General features: G+C 74.3%; 11 protein-coding genes. 7 read left to right on the top strand and 4 right to left on the bottom strand.

Features of this window, described 5'->3' with window-relative positions; genetic code table 11:
• The first annotated feature begins 88 nt into the window (after positions 1-88).
• Both ABTW87_RS01110 and ABTW87_RS01105 read left to right on the top strand, forming a co-directional pair.
• Positions 89-2,491, top strand: a complete 2,403-nt coding sequence (locus ABTW87_RS01110) for an immune inhibitor A domain-containing protein (RefSeq protein WP_350647591.1) — start codon at positions 89-91, stop codon at positions 2,489-2,491.
• 740 nt (positions 2,492-3,231) lie between these two features.
• Entirely contained in the window at positions 3,232-4,164 is a 933-nt protein-coding gene (locus ABTW87_RS01105) for an alpha/beta fold hydrolase (protein WP_350647307.1), read from the top strand.
• Between the two features lie 42 nt (positions 4,165-4,206).
• Here the strand turns inward: ABTW87_RS01105 and ABTW87_RS01100 are convergent, their stop codons facing one another.
• Both ABTW87_RS01100 and ABTW87_RS01095 read right to left on the bottom strand, forming a co-directional pair.
• Positions 4,207-4,572 (bottom strand): UCP033725 family protein, encoded by a 366-nt coding sequence (locus tag ABTW87_RS01100; protein ID WP_350647306.1) that lies wholly within the window; start codon positions 4,570-4,572, stop codon positions 4,207-4,209.
• Positions 4,569-7,589 (bottom strand): SseB family protein, encoded by a 3,021-nt coding sequence (locus ABTW87_RS01095; protein WP_502891508.1) that lies wholly within the window; start codon positions 7,587-7,589, stop codon positions 4,569-4,571. Before ABTW87_RS01095 ends, ABTW87_RS01100 begins: the two co-directional genes overlap by 4 nt.
• A gap of 142 nt (positions 7,590-7,731) precedes the next feature.
• On the opposite strand from ABTW87_RS01095, the gene mycP reads away from it, so the two are divergent.
• Positions 7,732-8,919: a type VII secretion-associated serine protease mycosin gene (mycP, locus tag ABTW87_RS01085; RefSeq protein ID WP_350647305.1), complete on the top strand. Its 1,188-nt coding sequence runs from the start codon at positions 7,732-7,734 to the stop codon at positions 8,917-8,919.
• A 170-nt stretch (positions 8,920-9,089) separates the two neighbouring features.
• Here mycP and ABTW87_RS01080 read toward each other — a convergent pair whose 3' ends face one another.
• Both ABTW87_RS01080 and ABTW87_RS01075 read right to left on the bottom strand, forming a co-directional pair.
• Positions 9,090-9,383: a WXG100 family type VII secretion target gene (locus ABTW87_RS01080; RefSeq protein WP_350647303.1), complete on the bottom strand. Its 294-nt coding sequence runs from the start codon at positions 9,381-9,383 to the stop codon at positions 9,090-9,092.
• 27 nt (positions 9,384-9,410) lie between these two features.
• Positions 9,411-9,731, bottom strand: coding sequence for a WXG100 family type VII secretion target (locus ABTW87_RS01075; RefSeq protein ID WP_350647301.1), 321 nt, complete (start codon positions 9,729-9,731; stop codon positions 9,411-9,413).
• 251 nt (positions 9,732-9,982) lie between these two features.
• Between ABTW87_RS01075 and eccE the strand changes: the two genes are divergently transcribed.
• From eccE to rarD, 4 genes are all read left to right on the top strand, one after another.
• On the top strand, positions 9,983-11,881 hold the full coding sequence (gene eccE / locus ABTW87_RS01070; protein ID WP_502891507.1) for a type VII secretion protein EccE: 1,899 nt from the start codon (positions 9,983-9,985) through the stop codon (positions 11,879-11,881).
• A gap of 81 nt (positions 11,882-11,962) precedes the next feature.
• Positions 11,963-12,349: a phage holin family protein gene (locus tag ABTW87_RS01065; protein ID WP_350647299.1), complete on the top strand. Its 387-nt coding sequence runs from the start codon at positions 11,963-11,965 to the stop codon at positions 12,347-12,349.
• A 61-nt stretch (positions 12,350-12,410) separates the two neighbouring features.
• Positions 12,411-12,902: a GNAT family N-acetyltransferase gene (locus ABTW87_RS01060; protein WP_350647298.1), complete on the top strand. Its 492-nt coding sequence runs from the start codon at positions 12,411-12,413 to the stop codon at positions 12,900-12,902.
• Positions 12,899-13,885: an EamA family transporter RarD gene (rarD, locus tag ABTW87_RS01055; protein ID WP_350647296.1), complete on the top strand. Its 987-nt coding sequence runs from the start codon at positions 12,899-12,901 to the stop codon at positions 13,883-13,885. Before ABTW87_RS01060 ends, rarD begins: the two co-directional genes overlap by 4 nt.
• Positions 13,886-13,888: the final 3 nt, after the last annotated feature.

The raw sequence follows: 13,888 nt of genomic DNA, 5'->3' as shown, positions 1-13,888 counted from the left end.
CCACTAGTGGGGATCGACTCTTCACCGGCCCGTACCCCCGTGGGGCCGGTTCCCTCACACCCGGAGGTACCACGTGCGCAAAGTCGCAGTGGGTCTGCTCGGGCTCTCGCTGACGGCGACGGGACTGGCGGTCGGACCGTCCGCCAGCGCCGCCCCGAAGCCCAAGCTGCCGGCGCCCGCTCCGTCGGTCGCCGAGCCCGCCCACGTTGACCACGATCTGCCCAACCCGCTTGAGGAGAAGCGGCGGGCGCTGCGCCAGGAGGGCCTGAGCGAGGTCCTCACCGGCAAGGCGAAGGCGCAGAAGATCAACGGCAGCACGGTCGTCAAGGTCGGCGAGCAGGCCGTCGAAGGCGCTCAGGCGGGCCGTTCCGCCAAGAGCACCAAGACCGGCAAGGGCCCGGTCAAGGACCAGTACGTCGAGCTGTCGCGCGAGAAGACCGACCGCATCTTCGTGATCCTCGCCGAGTTCGGCAACGAGCGGCACCCGAACTACCCCGACCAGGACACCGACCCGGACACGCCGGGCCCGGCCCGGTTCGACGGGCCGCTGCACAACGAGATCCCCGAGCCGAACCGCGCGGTGGACAACTCCACCGTCTGGCAGGCCGACTACAGCGCCGACTACTTCCGCAAGCTGTACTTCGGTACGGCCCCTGGCGACGAGTCGGTGAAGCAGTACTACGAGGCGCAGTCCTCGGGCCGCTACAGCGTCGAGGGCACGGTCACCGACTGGGTCAAGGTCCAGTACAACGAGGCCCGGTACGGCAGGTCCGGCGGCTACCCGTGCGGCTCCAACGTCTGCACCAACACCTGGGCGCTGGTCCGGGACGCCGCCAACCAGTGGGTCGCCGACCAGAAGGCCCAGGGCCGGACGGACGAGCAGATCGCCGCCGACGTCAAGGCCATGGACCAGTGGGACCGCTACGACCACGACAGCGACGGCAACTTCAACGAGCCCGACGGTTACATCGACCACTTCCAGATCGTCCACGCCGGCGGCGACGAGGCCGACGGTGACCCGTGGCAGGGCGAGGACGCCATCTGGAGCCACCGCTGGTACGCCTTCGCCAGCGACCAGGGTCGCACCGGTCCGGCCAACTTCCCGGCCGGCGGCACCCAGATCGGCGACACCGGCATCTGGATCGGTGACTACACCATCCAGCCGGAGAACGGCGGTCGGAGCGTCTTCTACCACGAGTACGCCCACGACCTCGGCCTGCCGGACGACTACAACAACATCAACGGCGGCGACAACAACAACGAGCACTGGACCCTGATGGCCCAGAGCCGGCTCGGCGCCAAGAACGACGGTGGCATCGGCGAGCGCGGTGGCGACCTGGGCGCGTGGAACAAGCTCCAGCTCGGCTGGCTCGACTACGAGGTGGTCGTCGCGGGGCAGAAGCGCACCCTCAACCTGGGCCCGCAGGAGTACAACTCCGACAAGGCGCAGGGCGTGGTGGTCGTGCTGCCGGAGCGGGAGTACACGTTCGACAACGGCAAGCCGTTCGAAGGCACCAAGCAGTTCTTCTCCGGCAACGAAGACGACCTGAACAACTCGATGACGCGGGCCGTCGACCTCACCGGGAAGAGCAGCGCTGCGCTGTCGCTCAAGGGCCGTTACAGCATCGAGGCGGACTACGACTACCTCTTCTTCGAGGCGTCCACCGACGGTGGCCAGACCTGGACCACGCTGCCGGGCACCGCGAACGGGCAGCCGCTCAAGGAGATCTCGCCCGGACGCTTCGCCCTCGACGGCTCCAGCGAGGGCCAGTGGGTCGACATCAACATCCCGCTGGACGCGATCGCCGGCCAGGCGGCGCAGATCCGACTCCGCTACCAGACCGACGGTGGTGTCTCCGAGGGCGGCTTCTTCGGTGACGCGATCACGGTGACCGCCGACGGGCAGACCCTGCTCAGCGACGGCGCCGAGTCCGGTGCGGCCGGCTGGACGCTCGGCGGCTGGACGGTCGTCGAGGAGACCTACAAGCGGAACTTCGCCAACTTCTACATCGCCGGCAACCGCTCGTACGTCTCGTACGACAAGTACCTGAAGACCGGCCCGTACTACTTCGGGTACGCGAACACCCGCCCGGACTGGGTGGACCACTACGCGTACCAGGAGGGTCTGCTGATCTCGTACTGGAACACCCGGTACGCGGACAACGACACCTTCGAACACCCGGGTGAGGGGCGCAACCTCTACATCGACGCGCACCCGCGGCCGATCTACAACCTGACCGGCCAGCCGTGGCGGGCCCGCGTCCAGGTGTACGACGCGCCGTTCAGCCTGAAGAAGGCGGACTCCTTCACCCTGCACATCAACAGCCAGCCGCACTACATCCGGGGCCAGGCTGCGCAGCCGCTGTTCGACGACACCAAGAAGTACTGGTACGCGGAGCTGCCGAACCACGGCGTCAAGCTCCCGGCCGTCGGTGTCAAGATCAAGGTGCTGGAGCAGAAGGGCACCTCGATGAAGATCCGCATCTCCTGATGCGCTGATCACACGGCGACACGACGCGATGCCCGGGCAGATCCTCTGCCCGGGCATCGCCCGTCTCCGGCCCCGGCCGGCCCGACACCCCCGGGGCCAGCTCCCGCGCTCGACCCGGGAACCGGGCCCACGGTGGCCGCGTCTGACCGACGTGCCCACCCTCGGTCCCCGCCTCGTACCGGCCCTCGTACTGGCCCTCGTGCTGCTCGGCTGCGCGCCGAGCGAGAACGGAGACGACGTGCCCGCGACACAGGGACCCCCGTCCGGCGACACCCCCGCGGCGGCATCGGAGCCGCCGGCCGCCGCAACGCCCGTGCCGCCGTCCGGCCGGACGCCGCCCCCGTCGACGGACCTGCCGACGCTGCGACCGCCGACCGGGCCACCCCGACACCCGACCGACGTGCGCAAACCCGGGCTCCTCGCCGGACGGATAACCCGTGGTGGCGACGGCCCGTGCTACGGGCTCGTCACCGACGACGGCCGGGAGTACGCGCTGCACGGGCCGGGCATGGGCACCTTCCCCACCGGCACCTGGGTCCGGGCCATGATCGGGACCGGCGCCGGAGGGAGTGGACTGCGGCCCCGGCCGGCCAGCCGCGTTGCTGAAGATCGAGCGGGTCGGCTGACGGTGGTGCCGCCCCTACCGGCGGCCGGGCGCTCCCCGGAGAAACCCCTGATCCCCGGCGTGCGCGGGCCGCGGCCACCCGGTCGGCTCCGGGGCCTGCCCTAGGCTGTGACACATGACCGAGCAGCGTGGCGGGCCCGTCGACGAGTCCTGCGTCCTCACCGAGGGGCCGTGGACGCACCGGTTCGTCGGTGCCAACGGCAGCCGGTTCCACGTGGTGGAGGCGGGAACCGGGCCGATGGTGCTCTTCCTGCACGGCTTCCCCGAGCACTGGTGGGCCTGGCACGAGATGCTGCCGGCCGTCGCCGACGCCGGATTCCGGGCCGTGGCGGTCGATCTGCGCGGCTACGGGGCGAGCGACAAGCCACCCCGGGGGTACGACGGGTACACCCTCGCCGCCGACGTCGCCGGGCTGATCCGGGCCCTGGGCGAGCGGTCGGCGACCGTGGTCGGCTCCGGCGCCGGCGGCCTGATCGGCTGGACGGCGGCTTCGTTCCACCCGTCGCTGGTCCGCCGGTTGGTGGTGCTCGGTGCGCCGCACCCGCTGCGGTTGCGGGCCGCCATCTTCGCCGACCCGCGTGGCCAGTTCGCCGCGTCCACGCCGGCCCTGAAGTTCCAGCTTCCCCGCTACGAGCACGTGCTGACCCGGGACGACGCGGCGGCGGTGGAGGAGACACTGCGTCGCTGGGGCGGACCGCGCTGGGTGCACGGACCGGACTTCGCCGCGTACGCCGCCCGGTGCCGGGAGGCGATGCGCATCCCGCAGGCCGCCTTCTGCGCCCTGGAGGGCTACCGCTGGGCGTTCCGCTCGGTGCTGCGGCTGCACGGCTACCGCTTCGTGCGGCTCATGCAGAAGCCGCTCGTCACGCCGACCCTCCAGCTGCACGGCGCGCTCGACCGGGCCTCCCTGCCGCGTACCGCCCAGGGCTCCGGCCGGTACGTGATGGCCCCCTACGAGTGGCGCCTGCTCGACCACGTGGGGCACTTCCCGCACGTCGAGGCGCGGGACGTCGTGCTCGGTGAGATCCTGCGCTGGACGAAGTCGTGAAAGGCCCGTCGAGCCGTACGGCGAGGGGTCGACGCCCCCGCCCTAGACGCGCAGCTCGCTCAGGTCACTGACCTCGGCCGCCGGTGCCCACCCCTGGTAGACGCCGAAGTCGAACACCTCGAGGCCCAGCGCCTCGGCCACCGGCCACCGGCCACCCGTGTACTCCACGCGCAGCCAGCCGTCGTGCTCGCCCAGCACGATGAACGGCTGCCCCTTCCAGGTGCAGGTGGTCCGGACGTACACGAGGTCGTCGACCTCGGCGGCCGGCACCACGCGCACGTACCGGCCGGGCCGGACCTCGGTGAAGCCGTCGCCCTCGTCGGGCCGGTAGAGCCGCACGCCGTCGCCGTCCGGGCTGGCCTGGTACTCGCGGCCCTGCCAGCGCGCCACGAAACCGTCGCGGGTCACTCGTCACCCACCGTTCGCCACAGCAGCGCGTCGGCGTCGAGGGTGGCGACCACCCGCTCGGTGCCGTCCGCGCCGATCCGCCACAGCTGCGCCCCGTGCGGCAGCCGCGCACTGTCCACCTTGAACTCGGCCACCACGTCGCTGCCCTCGCCCGGTGCGAAGCCGTTGCCGCGGAACGGCGGCCGCTCGATGACCCAGCCCTCCATCGCCCGCATCGCGGGCTCGTTCTGCCCGCCGTAAGGGATGCGGTAGAGGCTCGGCCGGTGCGCCGGCCAGCGCAGCACGTAGATCTCCTCGGCCGCCCGGTCGAACGGGGAGTCGGGGTAACCGAGCCCGAGCGCCTCGTACAGCTGGGCCGGCGTGGTCAGGTGGGCCAGCTCGCCGGCGCGGTGCACGAAGCCGGAGACCCGGTCGTAGCCGCGCTCGAGGTAGTAGGCGAGCTGGCTGGGTGCCACGGCCTTCTGCATGACGACCGGACGGGTGGGGTCGGCGGCGGACGGCTCGTAGCGTGGTCGCTCGGCCGGTGCCGTCGCGGCGGCCGGCGCCTCGGGCTCGGGGCCCGCGTCGTCGCGGAGACCCACCTCCGCCGCCCAGTTGGCGAGGCCGACGATCTGCTCGCCGGGCAGCTTCGCCCCGATCGGCGTGCCGGGATTGACGGCGAACGACCACGACCGGTCCGGCCAGCGGTGGATGAGCTGCACGAAGCGGATCCGGACGGTCTCGAGGGCCGCGTCGGTGTGGTCGGCGAGCCGCTCCGGCGAGGTGTAGACGACGACGAACTTCTCCCCGTCCAACTCCTCCGTACGCCACACGAACCCCGGTTCGCCCGGCCGGCTGCCGGGAGCCGAGTCGGGGGCCACCGGCAGCAGCACCCGGGCGAGCAGCAGGGTGGACAGGAACGTGTCGGTGCTTCCGCTGCCGGTCGCGTCGACCAGGTCCTCCTCGACCTCGTTCGCCGGCTCGAAGTCGGCCGGCACGCCGACCGGCGGCGCGCCGGAGACGCTGTCCAGGGGCCCGGTGCGGGCCGTCACCGGCGGACCGGCGGCGTCCATCGGACCCGCGGTGGCCGGAGCGGCCACGACGTCGGCGGGCGCCGGCACCGCGACGTCGGCTGGGTCCGCAGTCGTCGGTGCCGCTGCGACGGGGTCGGGGCTGGCCGGGTCGGTCTGGGCGGCCGGGATCGGGGCCGCCTGGGTCGGGGCCACCGGGATCGGGGCCGCCGAGGTCGGGGCGGCGGCGGGGTCGGCGAGCGTCGGCGCCGAGGCGTCGTCTACCGGGCCCTCGCCGGTAGGTGCGCTGGCGGGGCCCGCCGTGGCGGGAGCGGCGGCCGGAAGATCCGGCGCCGCGCCGGCCGGCCCCGAGACGGCCTGCCGGTCGGGCCCGGCGGAGGGTTCGCCGTCGGGCGGGGTGACCGGTCCGGCCGCCGCCGGCACCGCCGGTTCGGCGGCTGGCCGGGCTGCCGGCCGCTGGTAGGCCGCGGGCGACGGCACGACCGGCTCGACGGCCGCCGGCGACACCCCTCCGGGCCCCGGCGGAGTAGCCGGCCGCTGGTAGGCCGCGGGCGGCGGTGCGACCGGCTCGACGGCCGCTGGCGACACCTCTCCGGGCCCCGGTGGAGCAGCCGGCCGCGGGTAAGCCGCAGGCGGCGGCACGACCGGCTCGGCGACCTCGGGCGGCGGGACGATCCCGTCCCCGGCGAGCCACCCCGGCTCGGCCACTGGACGCTGCGCGCCCTCTCTCACCTCCCCGGGCGGCCCGGGGACCGGCGGGACGGTCAGGTCCCGCGACTCGACGATCGTGCCCTCGATGACGATCGGGGTGAAGCCACGGCGGGGCGCGGGCGGGCCGGAGACCGGCTCGGCGACCGAGGCGGGCTCCGGGTCAGCGGGTGGCGGGGCTGGGCGGCGCCGGGGCAGGGCCTGCGTCGGGTCGCCGTCCGGCGTGCGGCGGGCGTACGCCTGGAGGGTCGCCGGGTCGGGCACCGGGAAGCGGACGGTCCGGGCCTCCTCGACGGTGGCCCGCTGCGGCGCGCGCGAGGTCTCCTCGGCGGGGGCCGCGAACGCCCGGGCCGGCCCGGCACGCGAGGCGTCTCCGGCGGGAAAGGCCTGCGTCGAAGCCTCCGCCGGGGGATCGGTGAGCGGCCGGCGACGCGGGAACGGCTGGCCACCGCGGGCGAAGCGCGGTGGCGGCACCGCCCGCTCCTCCCGGCTCGCCTGGCTGGAGGCCGGCTCGAAGAACGAGCGGTGGTTGGGCCGGTCGGCGTCCCCGGGCGGGCGTCCGTTCGTCGGCGCGTCCGGGTCGGCGGGCCGCTGGCCGGGACGGTCCACGACGGGCGGTGGCGGCCATCGGTCGGCCGGGGTCGGTGAACCGCGTCCGGTATCCATCAGTGGCCGACGGAGGGCGGCCGCACGCAACTCGGCCGGGCTCCGCAGCGGCGTTCCCGGCGGTGGCACGGGCGGCGGCGCCGGGCCCAGCGGCGCACCGCTGTCCGGAGCCGGACCGGCCTGCGGCACCCGGCCCTGGGGCCCGGTGGCCGGCTGACCGTCCCCGCCCGCCGTCCCGGTGGCACGGCCCCGGACGAGCGTCTCCGCCCGCTCCAGGCGGGCCCGCGCCCCCATCGTGCGGCCGGGCAGGCGGACGTCGCCGCGGGAGAGCTGGGCGACGTACCAGGCCGGCAGGTACCCCTCGATGGGCAGGCCGGGGTTCACGGCGAGCCACCACTCGTGGTTGGGCCAGTGGTCGGCCAGCTCACCGTACGCGGCCCGACGGCTCGCGCCGGCGTGCTCGCCGAGGCACGCGCGCATCGCGGCGGGGGAGGTGAACGCCAGCACGTGCGTCCGGCCACCGGTGGTCCAGGTGCCCCAGTTCATCGGGGCCTGGCCGGCGAGCGCCTGCGCGGAGATGGGAAGGAGCAGATCCGTCCGCGACAGGATGCGGAAGTAAAGTTGCTGGTCGTTGGCGCGTAACGCGTCGCGCATCGCGGCTTCCGCCTCGGTGGCCGGCTCCCATTCGGTCACGGCCACCCCTCCTCCCCGGCAACAGGCCACAGGTATCGCGTACAACCTACAAGGTGCTAGCAAGATCACAATGGCTGGCCGCGCCGGACCGGCCCAGGCGATAACATCGCGTTCCGGAGTCGACACGATACGGAGGCGGTCGATGTTCCGGAGTGCGCTGCGCCCGCTGCTCGCCACGTCGGCGGTGGTGGTGGCGATGCTGACCGTCGTCCCCGCGCATGCCGCGCCCCGGTGCGCGACACCGCTCGCGCCGGCCCGACCGATCACCACGGTGCCGTGGCCGCAGCAGCGGTACGCACCGGAACGGCTGGCCCCGCTCGCCACTGGAGCGGGGGTGACCGTGGCGGTGGTCGACTCCGGGGTGGATCACACGCACCCGCAGCTCGCGGGACGGGTGGCCACCGGCACCGACCTGCTCGACCGGGGTGGGGACGGCACCCGGGACTGCGCCGGCCACGGCACCGGCGTCGCGAGCATCATCGCCGCCGCCCGGCAGGACGGCGTGGCCTTCCACGGCCTGGCGCCGGACGCGCGGATCCTGCCGGTACGCGTCAGCGAGCAGCAGGTGGTGGACGGCCGGGAGTCGGGGCGCACGGTGAGCGCCCGCGACTTCGCCGGGGCGATCCGCTGGGCGGTCGACAACGGCGCCGACGTGCTCAATCTCTCCGTCGTGCTGTACCGGGACGATCCCGCTGTGCGGGCGGCCGTCGGTCATGCGCTCGCCCGGGACGTGATCGTGGTGGCCGCCGCCGGCAACCTGCACGACAGTGGCGACCCCCGTCCGTACCCGGCCGCGTACGACGGGGTGCTCGGTGTGGGCGCGATCGGTGCGGACGGGGTGCGCTCCTCCTTCTCCCAGACCGGCCCCTACGTCGACCTGGTGGCGCCGGGCGGCGACGTGGTGACGGCGGCCCCCGGGCGGGGGCACCACCGGGCCGAGGGCACCAGCTACGCGGTGCCCTTCGTGGCGGCCACCGCCGCCCTGCTGCGTCAGTACCGGCCCGAGCTGGACGGGGCGGAGGTGGCGGAACGGATCCTGGCCACCACCGATCCCGCCCCCGGCGCCGGGTACGGGGCGGGCGTACTGAACCCGTACCGGGCGCTCACCGAGAGCGGCGGCGGGTCGGTGCGGGCCCGGCCGGCCGCGGCGCTGCTCGACGACCGCGACGATCCGGCCCGGCTCGCTGAGCGGGCCCGCCGGGACTCGGCGCGGGACCAGGCTCTGCTCGTGGCCGGCGTGGGCTCGGCCGTGGTCACGGCCGCCGTGCTGCTGGCAGTGGTGCTGCCGCACGGCGTCCGCCGCCGGTGGCGGCCGCCCGACGCGGACTGACCGGCGCCGGCGCTGGATGCCGAGGGCCGCCCGCCCGAGCGCACTGCCCATGGCCGAGCGCACTGCCCGCGGCCCGACCGGATGTCGGACCGCCCGACCCGGATGTCGGACCGCCCGACCGCACACCGGCCGCGCCGACCCGCTCGGGTCGGCGCGACCGGCGCCTCGCGTCACTGGAACAGGTTGGCGTTCCGCTTCTCCGTGTCGAGGTAGTCGGCCGCGGAGTCGTCGACCGCGAGCTTGATGTCGCGGAGCATCGCCTGGAGGTCCTGCGAGGCGGAACGCCAGCGGGCCTGCCGCTGCTCGTACGCCGCGCGGGCCTCGCCGGACCAGCTCGCGACCAGCGGGGCGGCGTCCCTTTCGAGCTGACCGAGCTGCGCGTCGAGCGTGGTCAGCGCCCTCTGGATGTCCGCGCCGGCCTGCTGCAGCGCGGCGAAGTTGACGACCAGCACACCGTGCTCCATGCCTTGTCTCCTCCCCCGGTTCCGGGTCTACAGCGGCAGCTGAATGCCGCCGCGATTGGTCGTGGCCACCCGGCCGGCGGCCTCGGTGTCCGACACGTCGTACTGCTGGCCGGCGGTGCGGATGGCGGTGGCGGTCTCCCGCAGCGCCCGCTGCAGCGCCGCCTGGTCCTGCGCCCACTGCTGCTTGACCTGCTCGAACGACCGTCCACCAGCGCCGCGCCAGGCCTGCTGCAACACCTCCAGCTCGGCCATGAGGCTGCTCAGCATGGACTGCAACGACTGGTCGACCTGCTCGAACTTCGCGGCGGTCTGCTGCATCACCGCGGCTTCCGCCTGGGTCTCGGACACTACGGACGTCACCTCGTCTCGTGGGTCGTGGCTGGCCGCCGGCGCACCCGTTCGGGGGCGCGGCCCGCTGGGGATCCGGCGGGCACGGCGACGTGGGTCAGCGAAACTCGTCGCTGACGGTAGCCGTACGATCGCGGTTCTGCTACCCCTCCCGCTCCCCTGTGGACAACGGCGACCCCCACGACCGACGCCCGGGCCGTTACGATGGGCGGCGTTCGCATCGCAGCGCGTGACCGGTGGAGGAGGTGCGGGTGCCGGCGACCATCCCGACGAGCCGGGCGCCGATCGCACAAACCGGCACGTCGTCGCGGATACCGAGGCAGCGGGCGGAGCACCGCGCACCTGGGCGGGCCCGACCCGGTCCCGCGCCGGGCGACCCGCCCACCGCCGTCCTGCCCCCACAGTGGAGTGCGCGCGGCCGGCCGTCCGGCGGCGTCCGAGCCGGCCAGGTGGTCGTCCTCCAGGTGGCCGGGGCGGTCCTTCTCGCCGCCCTGGGTCGGGGAGCATCGGCGGTGCTGGGGGGCGTGGCGGTCGCCGCGCTGCTGCTGGCGCTGGCCGGCGCGCGGGTGCGAGGGCGCTGGCTCTTCGAGTGGCTCGGCACCGCCCTGGCGTACGTCGCCCGACGGCGTGCCCTGCCCGCCGAGGCCGGCCCCGCCGACCTGCTGGACCTGGTCGACCCGGGAGCCGTCGTGCGGTCCGCCGAGCTGGCCGGCACGCCGGCGGCGGTGCTGGACGACGCCGCCGGCATGGTGGCGCTGCTGGAGATCCTCGAGCCGGGCGAGCTGATCGGCGACGGCTCCCGCGCGCTACCGCCGCCGGCCGCGCTGCTGTCGGCGGCCACCCCGGGTGGTCCGCCGGTCCGGGTCCAGCTCGTGCTGGCCGCCGTGGCCGCCCCGGCCGTCGCGCTCGGCGGTGGGGCGGTCGCCACGTCCTACCGGCAGCTGACCGACGGGCGGTTGCCCGGCCGCGAGCGGGCGGTGCTCGCCGTCCGGGTGCTCCGCGTCGACGGCGCCACCCCGGTCGAGCTGCGGCACGCCCTGGCCGGCACGCTGCGGCGGATCGTCCGCCGGGCCGGTCCGGCGTCGGTCCGGCCGCTGGGTGAGCACGCGGCGCTGCGCGTCATCGCGGAGCTGGCTCATCACGAGGCCGGCCCGGCTCGGGAGTCCTGGTCGGCCCTGCGCAGCGGAAGCCTGCTCCAGGCGGGCTTCCGGCTCGACCGCTGGCCGGACCCGCGCGCCGAGGGTGGGCGGCGGCTGGTGTCCCGCCTGCTCGCCCTGCCGGCCACCGCCGTTACCGTCGCGCTCAGCGCCGGGCCGTCCACCCACGACACCACGTCGCCGCCGTCCGGGCTGACCGTGCGGCTGGCCGCCGCGACGCCGGGCGAGCTGGCGACGGCCGTGCAGGCCCTGCACCGCACGGTGGACGGGTCCGGCGGCGAGGTGCGGCGGCTCGACGGCGAGCATCTCGCCGGGCTGGCCGCCACCGTCCCCCTGGCCCTGCCCGACGGCGGGCCGCCCGGGCCGGCCGCACCCGAGCTGGTCATCGGTGGAGCGGGTCTGCTGCTGGGCGCCAACCGGCACGGCGCCGCGGTGACCGTTCGGCTGTTCCGCCCGGAGGGCACCCGGGTCGTGCTCGTCGGCGGGCTCGGCGCCGGTCAGATGATCTCTCTGCGGGCGATGGCGCTCGGCGCCCGCGTGGTGGTGCAGACCGCCCGCCCGCGCGCCTGGGAGCCGTTCGTACGAGGGGTCGGCACACCCGGCGGGACCATTCCGCTGCTGCCGCCGGGGCGGCCGGTCGGCGGCGAACCGGGCTCGCCGCTGCGGCCCCTCTTGCTGGTGGTCGACACCGGGCCGGTCGGTCCGGCGCCGGAGCCGGATCCGCCGTGGCAGGCCACGGTTCTCCTCCGGGACGAGCTGACCGTGACCGACGTCGCGGCGCTCGGCCGCGCCGATCTGGCCCTGCTCCAGCCGCTCGGCCGCGCCGAGGCGACGCTTGCGGGAAGCGCGCTGGGGCTCGGCGAGTCGGCCGAATGGCTGACCCGGATCCGGGAGGACATGGTGGCCGTGGTCAACCGGCGTGCGCTGCGGTGGGCGCGTCTGACGCCGTCGCCGATCGAGGCGCAACTGATCGGCGGGCCCGGCCGCCACTGAGCGGTGCCGGAGCCGCGCCGGCGATACCGGCCCGGTCCGGAGGGTTCCGTAGGTGATCAGACCGTGGCAGCATCTTGCGCCATGGGTTTCCTGAAAGGGCTCCTGATCCGCCTGGCCATCACGGCGGTCGCCTTCTGGCTGGCCACGCTGCTGATCCCGGGCATCACGCTCGATTCGAACTCGGCCACCGAGACCGTCACCACGCTGGTCCTGGTCGCCGTCATCTTCGGTGTCGTCAACGCGGTGCTCCAGCCGATCATCAAGACCGTGGGCTGCGGCTTCTACCTGCTGACCCTCGGGCTGATCGCGCTTGTCGTCAACGGACTGCTGTTCCTGCTGACCAGCTGGATCGCCGGCGAAGCGGGGCTGCCGTTCCACGTTGACGGGTTCTGGCCGGCCGCCGTGCTCGGCGCGCTCTTCGTCGGCGTGGTCACCTGGATCCTCGGCGCCATCCTCGACCGGGACTGACCGACCAGATCCCGGGAATTGGCCGCCGAGGCGGCGACGGCCGGCGACTAACGTCGGACGGGTGTTCACGTTGACCCGCGACGACGGCTACCTGCTCAGCACCGATCCGGAGCGTCTCGATCTCGAGCGGGTGCACCGCTGGCTCGCCACCGACGCGTACTGGGCCCTGGGGCGGGACCGGGCGACGGTGGAGCGCGCCTTCGCGGGCTCGATCGGCTTCGGCGTCTACCGACCGGACGACCGGCGGCAGGTGGCGGTGGCCCGGGTGGTGACCGACCGGGCCACCTTCGCCTGGCTCTGCGACGTGTACGTCGACCCGGCCGAGCGGGGTCGACGGCTGGGCACCTGGCTCGCCGGCGCGGTCCGGGACCACCTGGCGGAGTTCGGCGTACGCCGGATCCTGCTGGCCACCAACGACGCGCACGAGGTCTACGCGAGGGCGGGCTTCACGCCGCTGCCCGACGCGAGCCTCTGGATGCAGCTCGACCAGCGGGTGACCCCGCTCACCGGCAATGAGTCAAACACCTCTACGCCCCTTACCGTGGAGGCGTGACACCGACGCGGCTCGGCTACCTCTACGGCATCGGCGCGTACCTGCTCTGGGGTTTCTTCCCGCTCTACCTGAAGCTCCTCCAGCCCTCCGGTCCGGTGGAGATCCTGGCCCACCGGATCGTCTGGTCGGTGGTCTTCGTCGCGCTGGTGCTGGCAGCGCTACGCAACATCGGATTCCTGCGGGCACTGGCGCGCCGCCCGCGGGCCCTGGCCGGCGTCGGCGCGGCCGCCGTGCTGATCGGCGTCAACTGGGGCACCTACATCCACGGGGTCAACTCCGACCGGGTGGTGGAGACCGCGCTCGGGTACTTCATCAACCCGCTCGTCGTCGTACTGCTCGGGGTCTTCGTGCTGCGGGAGCGGCTGCGGCCCGCGCAGTGGGCGGCGCTCGGCGTGGGCGGGGTGGCGGTCGCGGTGCTGACGGTCGACTACGGACGGTTGCCGTACCTCGCGTTGACCCTGGCGTTCAGCTTCGGCGGGTACGGGCTGGTCAAGAAGCGCCTCGGCCTGCCCGCCGCGGAAGGGCTGTTCGTGGAGTCGGCGGCGCTCGCGCTGCCCGCCCTGGCGTACCTCTGGTGGCTGACAGCCCGGGGCGACGCCACCTTCGGAGCGGTCTCCCCCGGCCACACCGCGCTGCTCGTGATGGCGGGCGTGGTGACGGCGATCCCGCTGCTGATGTTCGCCGGTGCGGCCAACCGCCTACCGCTGAGCAGCCTCGGGATGCTGCAGTACCTGGCCCCGATCCTCCAACTCGGCTGCGGGGTACTCATCTTCCACGAGCCGATGCCCCCGGCCCGCCTGGCCGGCTTCGCCCTGGTCTGGCTGGCCCTGACGATCTTCACGGTCGACGCCCTCCGGGCGACCGGCCGCGCACGCCGCACTGCCCGCGCCGCCGCCACGGCACACCGCGATCTTGCAGTTTCGGCCCTCGCTTCGCCCGGAACGCACCCTTCGCCGGGGCCAGAAGTGCAAGATCGCGTGTGAAGG

The sequence above is a fragment of the Micromonospora sp. NPDC126480 genome (assembly GCF_040302465.1).
Classification (GTDB): domain Bacteria; phylum Actinomycetota; class Actinomycetes; order Mycobacteriales; family Micromonosporaceae; genus Micromonospora.
Note: the sequence above shows the minus strand (reverse complement) of the source record. Positions and strands in the feature narration are given on the sequence as shown.